9 protein-coding genes are annotated in these 8,132 nt (G+C 42.4%); 3 read left to right on the forward strand and 6 right to left on the reverse strand.

Annotated elements, in window-relative coordinates:
* Together WBM49_RS07290 and WBM49_RS07295 are read left to right on the forward strand one after the other, a co-directional pair.
* Positions 1–862: aminotransferase class V-fold PLP-dependent enzyme (locus tag WBM49_RS07290; protein WP_424371399.1), on the forward strand; the 862-nt coding region annotated here is incomplete at its 5' end.
* Between the two features lie 126 nt (positions 863–988).
* Entirely contained in the window at positions 989–1,285 is a 297-nt protein-coding gene (locus tag WBM49_RS07295; protein ID WP_424371400.1) for an isoamylase early set domain-containing protein, read from the forward strand.
* A 156-nt stretch (positions 1,286–1,441) separates the two neighbouring features.
* On the opposite strand, the gene WBM49_RS07300 is transcribed toward WBM49_RS07295, so the two are convergent.
* From WBM49_RS07300 to WBM49_RS07325, 6 genes are all read right to left on the reverse strand, one after another.
* On the reverse strand, positions 1,442–2,266 hold the full coding sequence (locus WBM49_RS07300; RefSeq protein ID WP_424371401.1) for an energy transducer TonB: 825 nt from the start codon (positions 2,264–2,266) through the stop codon (positions 1,442–1,444).
* A 9-nt stretch (positions 2,267–2,275) separates the two neighbouring features.
* A complete protein-coding gene (locus tag WBM49_RS07305) occupies positions 2,276–3,100 on the reverse strand; it encodes a thymidylate synthase (protein ID WP_424371402.1) in 825 nt (274 codons plus the stop codon).
* A 125-nt stretch (positions 3,101–3,225) separates the two neighbouring features.
* Entirely contained in the window at positions 3,226–4,698 is a 1,473-nt protein-coding gene (locus tag WBM49_RS07310) for a NupC/NupG family nucleoside CNT transporter (RefSeq protein WP_424371403.1), read from the reverse strand.
* 18 nt (positions 4,699–4,716) lie between these two features.
* Positions 4,717–5,346: a bifunctional nuclease domain-containing protein gene (locus WBM49_RS07315; protein WP_424371404.1), complete on the reverse strand. Its 630-nt coding sequence runs from the start codon at positions 5,344–5,346 to the stop codon at positions 4,717–4,719.
* An 87-nt stretch (positions 5,347–5,433) separates the two neighbouring features.
* Positions 5,434–6,402: an electron transfer flavoprotein subunit alpha/FixB family protein gene (locus WBM49_RS07320; protein ID WP_424371405.1), complete on the reverse strand. Its 969-nt coding sequence runs from the start codon at positions 6,400–6,402 to the stop codon at positions 5,434–5,436.
* Between the two features lie 34 nt (positions 6,403–6,436).
* Positions 6,437–7,183: an electron transfer flavoprotein subunit beta/FixA family protein gene (locus WBM49_RS07325; protein ID WP_424371406.1), complete on the reverse strand. Its 747-nt coding sequence runs from the start codon at positions 7,181–7,183 to the stop codon at positions 6,437–6,439.
* A gap of 182 nt (positions 7,184–7,365) precedes the next feature.
* On the opposite strand from WBM49_RS07325, the gene WBM49_RS07330 reads away from it, so the two are divergent.
* A partial coding sequence (locus WBM49_RS07330) for an alpha-ketoacid dehydrogenase subunit beta (RefSeq protein ID WP_424371407.1) occupies positions 7,366–8,132 on the forward strand: 767 nt, incomplete at its 3' end.

The following is an 8,132-nucleotide window of genomic DNA, read 5'->3' on the forward strand; positions in this document are numbered from 1 at the left end:
TAATCTGGTATTGGAAGGAATGCCTAAAGAATACAGGGTCTTGTTATTAAACACAGATTATCCTTCAGTCAACTGGCCTTTTGAGAGCAGAGGTTTCCCGATCAGCTACGCAAAAATAGACGATCATCTTGAAGAAAACATTGAGACCGCACTAAGCCAGGGAAATATTCAGGTATTCGCATTTAGCCTGGTACAATGGCAAAATGGGATCAAAATAGACCTGGATTTTATAAAACACCTCAGAGAACAATACCCTGAATTATTGATGATAGCAGACGGCACCCAATTTTGTGGGGCATTCAACATTAATTTTGATGTCTCAGGTCTGGATATTTTGGGGGCCAGCGGGTATAAATGGCTGTTGGGCGGAACTGGGAATGGGTTGATGCTATTCTCAGATAGGATGTCAGAACATTTATCGCTTAAATCCACGGGCTTTAATGCCGTAAATGCACAATTTGAGGGAAAGGATTCAATCCGTCTGGCTAAACGTTTAGAGCCGGGCCACCTAGATAGTCTGTGCTTTGGCAGCCTCTCTTTTTCCATAAAGAAACTTATGGAGTGGGATATTCAAAAGATTGAGGCACATAACAGAAGGCTGATGCAAAAAGCAAAAGAGACCTTAGGCGGGCTTGGACTCTTAAACGATTCTATAGTAAAGCGGAAGGATCACGGATCTATTTTCAATATCTCCGGTGGTGATGCCCTGTATACCTATTTGGAGAACGAAAATATATGCTGTTCTCAACGGGGTGGGGGAATCCGACTCAGTTTTCACCTCTATAATACGGAGAATGAGATAGATGAGATTGCGGAAATATTGAAATCTGCCCCCGGTTCCTTATCTAGTTATAAAAAGTGAGGATGTAAAATTGCCAATGTCAATTATTTGTTAGGCTATTATTATGAATATGATAATAATTCGTTAATCATTGTAAATGAGGTGCTTAATGTTATAATTTTGTGGTGAATTTTAAAACCGATTAAGATGGCAATTGCTAAACAATATTTGAAAACAAAACCTGTAGTAAAAGTAACATTTACAGTTCCTGCAGAAGATGCTAAAAAAGTAGCTGTAGTAGGCGACTTTAACAACTGGAATCCAAAAGGAAGCATGTTGAAAAAATTAAAGAATGGTACCTTCAAGGGTACCTTCGATCTTCCAAAAGAGAATTCTTACGAGTTCCGTTATTTGGTAGACGGTGACTATGTAAACGAAACAGAAGCAGATCGTTATCAGTGGAACGACTTTGCCGGTGCAGAAAACGCTGTATTGGAATTGTAATCAGAGCAGAAAAAAAATTAAGATCCGGGACTTTGTAAAAAGTTCCGGATTTTTTTATTCCCGTCTTGCCGTTGTGATGGAAATAAACCAAGAAAAGTCAAGTTAGGACAAAAAATACAAAAGAAAAAGAAACAGGTCTTTCAAAATAATGACATACTATTCCAATTTAAATGTAATAGGGATTGTAAAAGGTATGCGGGTTGGAAGGCCGTCTTTTAGAGCGGGTTTAAAGGGTGGCAATAACTCTACAATACGAACTGCCTCAGCCTGGAGAATGCCAACGCCTTCCCTGGTTCTGATATTTTCAATCGTACCTTTTTCATTAATGGTAAAAAGGACAAATACCTTTCCTTGTATTTTGTTTTTGAGTGCTTCATCGGGGTATTTAAAATTCCGGGCGATATGCTGCTGCATTTTTTTTGTAAAACAATCTGCAGTTTCCTGATAGGTAAGGTTCTCACAGCCCGGAAACTCAGGTATTTCTACAATCACCCCTCCTTGGTATTCTTTTTCTGAGATCACCGAGGTCACTACTGGAGGGAAGTCGTCCTTGTCTATTGAGAACAGGAATTCAAATTCATGCAGAGATCGGTAGCCTTTAGGTTTTCTATTGGACACATCAAAACGGGGTAATCTGTTGATTAAGTCATTTACCGCGGAATACAGGTCGTTCCTAGGTGTTCCACTATCGATTTGAATGTATACGGGAAATTTATCCAGTCGCCCTTTTTTATCAAGACTGAAGCCGATAGAGATACTCAGCGTATCTACCCGGATCTCAGACTTTCTCAATTCGGTATTGACGACGTTCCTAAGGGCGTTTCCGAGGACTTCGGTTATACATTTGTGCTTATCACCTGCCTGATCACAATCCGCTATCGCGATCTGTTCGAGGGGATAATAAATGTCTGAGTCTTTATGTTGAGCAAATATAAGGTTGATGGAAAGTAGGGTACAAAAACCGAATAACAACTTTCTCATAGCGAGATTTTAAATAGCCACCATTCCTTTAATATGCGGATGAGGGTCGTAGTCAAGAAGTGTAAAATCTTCAAACTTAAAATCAAAGATATCGGTCACTTCGGGGTTTAAGACCATTTTTGGTAATGGTCTGGGGGTGCGACTAAGTTGCAACTCTATCTGCTCCATATGGTTGTTGTAGATATGGGCATCCCCAAAGGTGTGAATAAACTCTCCCGGCTCATATCCGCAAACCTGGGCGACCATCATGGTGAATAGGGCGTAGGAAGCAATGTTAAAAGGAACTCCTAAAAATATATCGGCGCTTCTCTGATATAGCTGACAAGAAAGTTTGCCATTTGCTACATAGAATTGAAAGAAGGCGTGGCAAGGGGGAAGGGCCGCTTTGCCATCAGCTACGTTTTCTGCAAAGGTCTTGGAAGAATCTGGTAAGACACTGGGGTTCCAGGCAGCTACCAACATGCGCCTGCTATCCGGATTGCTCTTTAAGGTCGTAATAAGTTCCTTTATCTGATCTATGCCATCGCCATTCCAATTGCGCCATTGATATCCGTACACCGGTCCCAAATCTCCTTCCTCATTGGCCCATTCATTCCATATCCGCACCCCGTTCTCCTGCAAGTATTCAACATTGGTGTCTCCTTTCAGGAACCACAGTAATTCGTGAACAATTGACTTTAAATGCAATTTTTTGGTGGTCACCATAGGGAAACCCTCACTCAGATCAAAACGCATCTGGTAGCCAAAAACAGAAATGGTCCCCGTACCCGTGCGGTCACTTTTAACGTTGCCGTGTTCTAATACATGCTTTAAAAGGTCGTGATATTGTTTCATATGCGATGCGTATAAATCTTATTTAGGCTGAGGTAAAATTAAAAAAATGAGTGCTTTTGAAACACATAGTAATCCCTATCTTTTGAAAACTTATCAACGGTAAGACAACTGCGCAGCGGTACCACCTATCCCAGTATCATCCCCGCAATAGTAGCCGATAAAAGAGAAGCCAGGGTGCCTCCCAAAACAGCTTTCAAACCAAACTCAGAAAGTGTTTTACGCTGACCGGGTGCCAGGGAGCCAATACCGCCTATTTGTATACCTATGGAAGCAAAATTGGCAAAACCACAAAGCATATAAGTGGCCATGATGATGGATTTATTATAAGTAAAATGAACCCCGCTGCTGTAATCCTTCAGTTCGGCGAGTTGAATATAACCAATGAATTCACTGGCTGCCAGCTTCACCCCAAGTAACTGCCCCATCAACAGAATGTCTTGAGTATTTACGCCAATGAGCCACATCAAAGGGGCGAAAAGGACCCCTAACACCGCCTCAAGGGACAATTGTGGATAGGCAGAATTGGCACTGATCCAGGTATTTAAGGTTGTAATATCTCCTACCCAGCCTAAAATACCGTTTAACATGGCTATAAAGGCTACAAAGACCAACAACATGGCCCCAACGTTCACTGCTAATTTTAATCCCTCTGTAGTGCCATTGGCGATTGCATCCAGAATATTAGATCCTATCTTTTCGGTAGATACCTGTATCTCCTTATTCACAGGTTCTGTTTGTGGATAAAGGATCTTGGAGACCACTATGGCGCCTGGGGCCGCCATGACCGAAGCCGCAATAAGGTGCCGTGCAAATTCTAGTCGTAATTGTTCGTCATTTCCCCCAAGGAAGCCTATGTAAGCGGCAAGTACACCGCCTGCTACGGTTGCCATACCGCCTATCATAACCAGTAAGATCTCAGAGCGGTTCATTTTTTCTAAATAGGCCTTTATCAATAAAGGTGCTTCGGTTTGGCCCAGGAAAATATTGCCGGAAACACTAAGGCTTTCAGCACCTGATATGCCCAAAAATCTGGTAAGTAACCAGGCAAGGCCCTTTACGATCTTTTGAATAACCCCTAAATAGTAAAGTACAGATGTTAAAGCCGAAAAGAAAATGATAGTGGGGAGGATCTGAAAGGCAAAAATATATCCGATATTGGGATTGTCTAAATTTAGGAGTCCACCGAAAATAAACTCGCTGCCAGCCAGGGTATATTTCAGGATCTCATTAAAGAATTGCCCTAATTTATTAAAGAACCATTGTATGGCGGGGACCTTTAGGATACCGATGGCTAGGACCAATTGAATGGACAAGCCTATCCCAGCCGTTTTCCAATTGATGGCTTTTCTGTTCGCCGAAAAAATAAAGGAGATAAAAATAAGGACGAGCATTCCCAAAATACCTCGCCAAAGACTATTTATGGAAAATCCCTGGTTACCAATGATAGGACTATTACTGTCTATTTCCGAAAAACTGGAAGCGCTGTGAGCTACATTTACAATAGAATCTTGAAGAACGGTATCCGTAGGGATATCCTGACCTAAACCACGGAAGAAGAACATTAAGAAAAAGATAAGCATCCAAGATCCTGGCTTCATGTATAGTGGGCTAGATGATCATTTTCGTTTAGATATTTCATCCCTTAACCTGGCTGCTTTTTCATAGTCCTCGCTGGCAACAGCCTTGTCTAGTTCTTTGTGGAGTTCATCCAGGCTTAATTCCTTGTAGGGAGCTGCAGACCCGGGATCTATCTCTACAGTCTCTCCCTCTTGTAAGATCTCATCAACTACTATACTATCATCTATTTCTTCCTTGTCCTTTTCTTTGGATGAAAACTTGAGAAAGATCCCTGCCTTATCCAAAATGGTCTTATAGGTAAAAATAGGCGCATTAAAGCGCAATGCCAGGGCAATGGCATCGGAAGTGCGGGCATCAATGATCTCTTCCACCTTTTCCCGCTCACAAATTATACTGGAGTAAAATACCCCATCTACCAGTTTATGAATAATAACCTGCTTGATCACAATGTCGAACCGATCTGAAAAATTCTTAAATAGGTCGTGTGTAAGTGGGCGCGGAGGTTTTATTTCTTTTTCCAGGGCAATGGCAATAGATTGAGCCTCAAAAGCACCTATGACAATGGGTAGCTTTCTGTCTCCGTCTACCTCATTTAAAATAAGGGCATAGGCCCCATTCTGGGTTTGACTGTAAGAGATTCCTTTTATTTTTAAACGAACTAGACTCATAATCACACAAATACCAAAAAGGGCTGTTAAAATAAAAGGAATGTCCTAGGTATTTAAACAGCCCTCAGGGGCACAAATTAACAAAAATTAGGCGTTCTGAGCCTTAAATTCCTTTAATTTTTCGATGAGTTTCGGGACTACGACAAAGGCATCGCCAACGATCCCATAATCTGCCGCTTTAAAGAAGGGTGCTTCCGGATCTGTATTGATCACCACTTTTACTTTGGAGGCGCTTACTCCGGCCAGGTGCTGAATGGCTCCAGAGATACCTATGGCGATATAAAGGTTGCTGGCTACCGGTTTACCCGTTTGTCCCACGTGTTCTCCGTGCGACCGCCATCCCATATCACTTACGGGTTTTGAGCAGGCAGTGGCCGCACCCAGGACACCCGCTAATTCTTCGATCATTCCCCAGTTCTCGGGGCCTTTTAATCCTCTTCCCGCAGAAACAACTATGTCTGCATCGGCAATGGTCACTTCTCCTACTACCTTGTCTATATTCACGGATTTAGTAGAAAAAGCGGCATCGTCTAATGAGGGACTAAAGGCTTCTTCACTTAGGGTAGCCTTGTTTTCGTGAACTCCATAGGCATTATTGGATACCCCAATGATCTTAATATCGGTATTGATCTCGGTATGGGCAAAGCCTTTGTTGCTAAAAGCCGTTCGCTTTACCACCAGGGGTTGCACGCTATCTGGTGCTGCCACTACGTTAGGAGCATAGCCAGCTTGTAACATTCCCGCAAGCAGGCCTGCTAAATATTTGGAGTCTGTACTTGAACTCAGAATGATCACTTTGATATCTTCCTTTTGAACCGCAGCAACCAGGGCCTTTGCATAGGCATTGGCATTAAAAGTTTTAAGGGGGTCATTAGTTATCTTCAGAACCTTGCTCACCCCATAGGCGGCAAGAGTGGATGTATCTGCTACGTTAAAGCTCACGGCAGTTACCGTGGTAGTAAGTTGCTGCGCAACTTTATAGGCATAAGATGCGGCTTCAAGGGCATTCTTTTTAAATTTTCCGTTTTCGGATTCGGTATATACGAGTACTGACATAGGTAGATGCTTTCTTTTTATATGGGATGTATTATTAAATAACTTTTGCTTCGTTATGGAGTAAATCCACAAGTTCCTGGATGTTCTCCGGATCAATTAGTTTCACAGCGCCCTTTGGAGCTGGCTTGTCAAAGTTTTTGTCTGAAGTGGCATGGGTGGCAGCAACAGGCTCAACAACATTGAGCTTTTTCTGCCGGGCCATCATGATACCTCTCATGTTTGGAATTCGCAGATCACTCTCTTCTACAAGACCTTTTTGACCACCTATGATCAAAGGAAGTGAAGTGGCAAGCGTCTCTTTCCCCCCGTCTATTTCACGTGTGGCGGTTGCTTTTTCCCCATCAACCTCTAAACCTATGCAGGTGTTGACAAAGTTCATATTAAGCAAGGCAGCTATCATCCCCGGGACCATTCCGCCATTGTAATCAATAGATTCTCTGCCGGCAATAACCAGCGAGTAATCCCCATTCTTTATAACTTCCGCAAGTTGTTGGGCGACAAAAAAACCGTCTGTGGGCTCAGCATTAACGCGTATGGCCTCGTCTGCACCAATAGCCAGGGCCTTGCGCATAGTGGGTTCTACGTTGGCACCTCCAACGGTAGCTACGTGGACTGTGGCGCCTTGTTTTTCTTTAAACCACATGGCCCGGGTTAGGCCAAATTCATCGTTGGGATTGATCACAAACTGCACTCCTGTAGTATCAAACTGAGAATTATCCTGGGTAAAGTTGATCTTGGAGGTCGTATCCGGAACATTACTGATACAAACTAATATTTTCATAAGCGGTCACAATTTTTTTAATGATAAATACAGCCGTAAAGATAGCTAATAAAATTCAAAAATACTATGCATGCATAATAAAATTTTAATTTGATTTTACTGTTTGATACCGTCATTTTGAAGGATTATTTCCTATTTTTGTTCGCATTTTGATTAGTACGAACGCAGAGAATAAAGAGTATATGAAGACATTACAATTTCGGGAGGCCATAGTAGAAGCAATGTCGGAGGAGATGAGAAATGATGATACCATCTATCTGATGGGGGAGGAAGTTGCAGAATACAATGGAGCTTATAAGGCATCTAAAGGAATGTTAGATGAATTTGGTCCGGAGCGTGTGATAGACACCCCTATATCTGAATTAGGCTTTTCTGGAATTGGCGTAGGATCTGCCATGATTGGAAACAGACCTATTATAGAATTCATGACCTTCAATTTTGCCTTGGTTGGGATAGATCAGATCATAAATAACGCGGCAAAGATCAGGCAAATGTCTGGGGGCCAGTTTAATTGTCCTATCGTATTCAGAGGTCCGACAGCCTCTGCGGGCCAACTCGCGGCAACGCATTCACAGGCCTTTGAAAGTTGGTATGCCAATTGCCCTGGCTTAAAGGTGGTGGTACCCTCTAATCCAAAAGATGCCAAAGGCTTACTAAAATCGGCTATACGCGATGATGATCCGGTGATCTTTATGGAATCCGAACAGATGTACGGAGACAAGGGAGAAGTTCCCGAAGGAGAATTTACGATTCCCCTTGGTGTGGCCGAGATCAAACGAGAAGGAACCGATGTCACCATCGTTTCTTTTGGAAAGATCATTAAAGAAGCTTATAAAGCCGCTGAAGAATTAGAAAAAGAAGGGATCAGCTGTGAGATCATAGATCTTAGAACAGTAAAGCCTATGGATAATGAGGCAATTTTAAAATCTGTAAAAAAGACAAACCGACT

This window comes from Muriicola sp., from assembly GCF_049669965.1.
Classification (GTDB): Bacteria; Bacteroidota; Bacteroidia; order Flavobacteriales; family Flavobacteriaceae; genus Muriicola.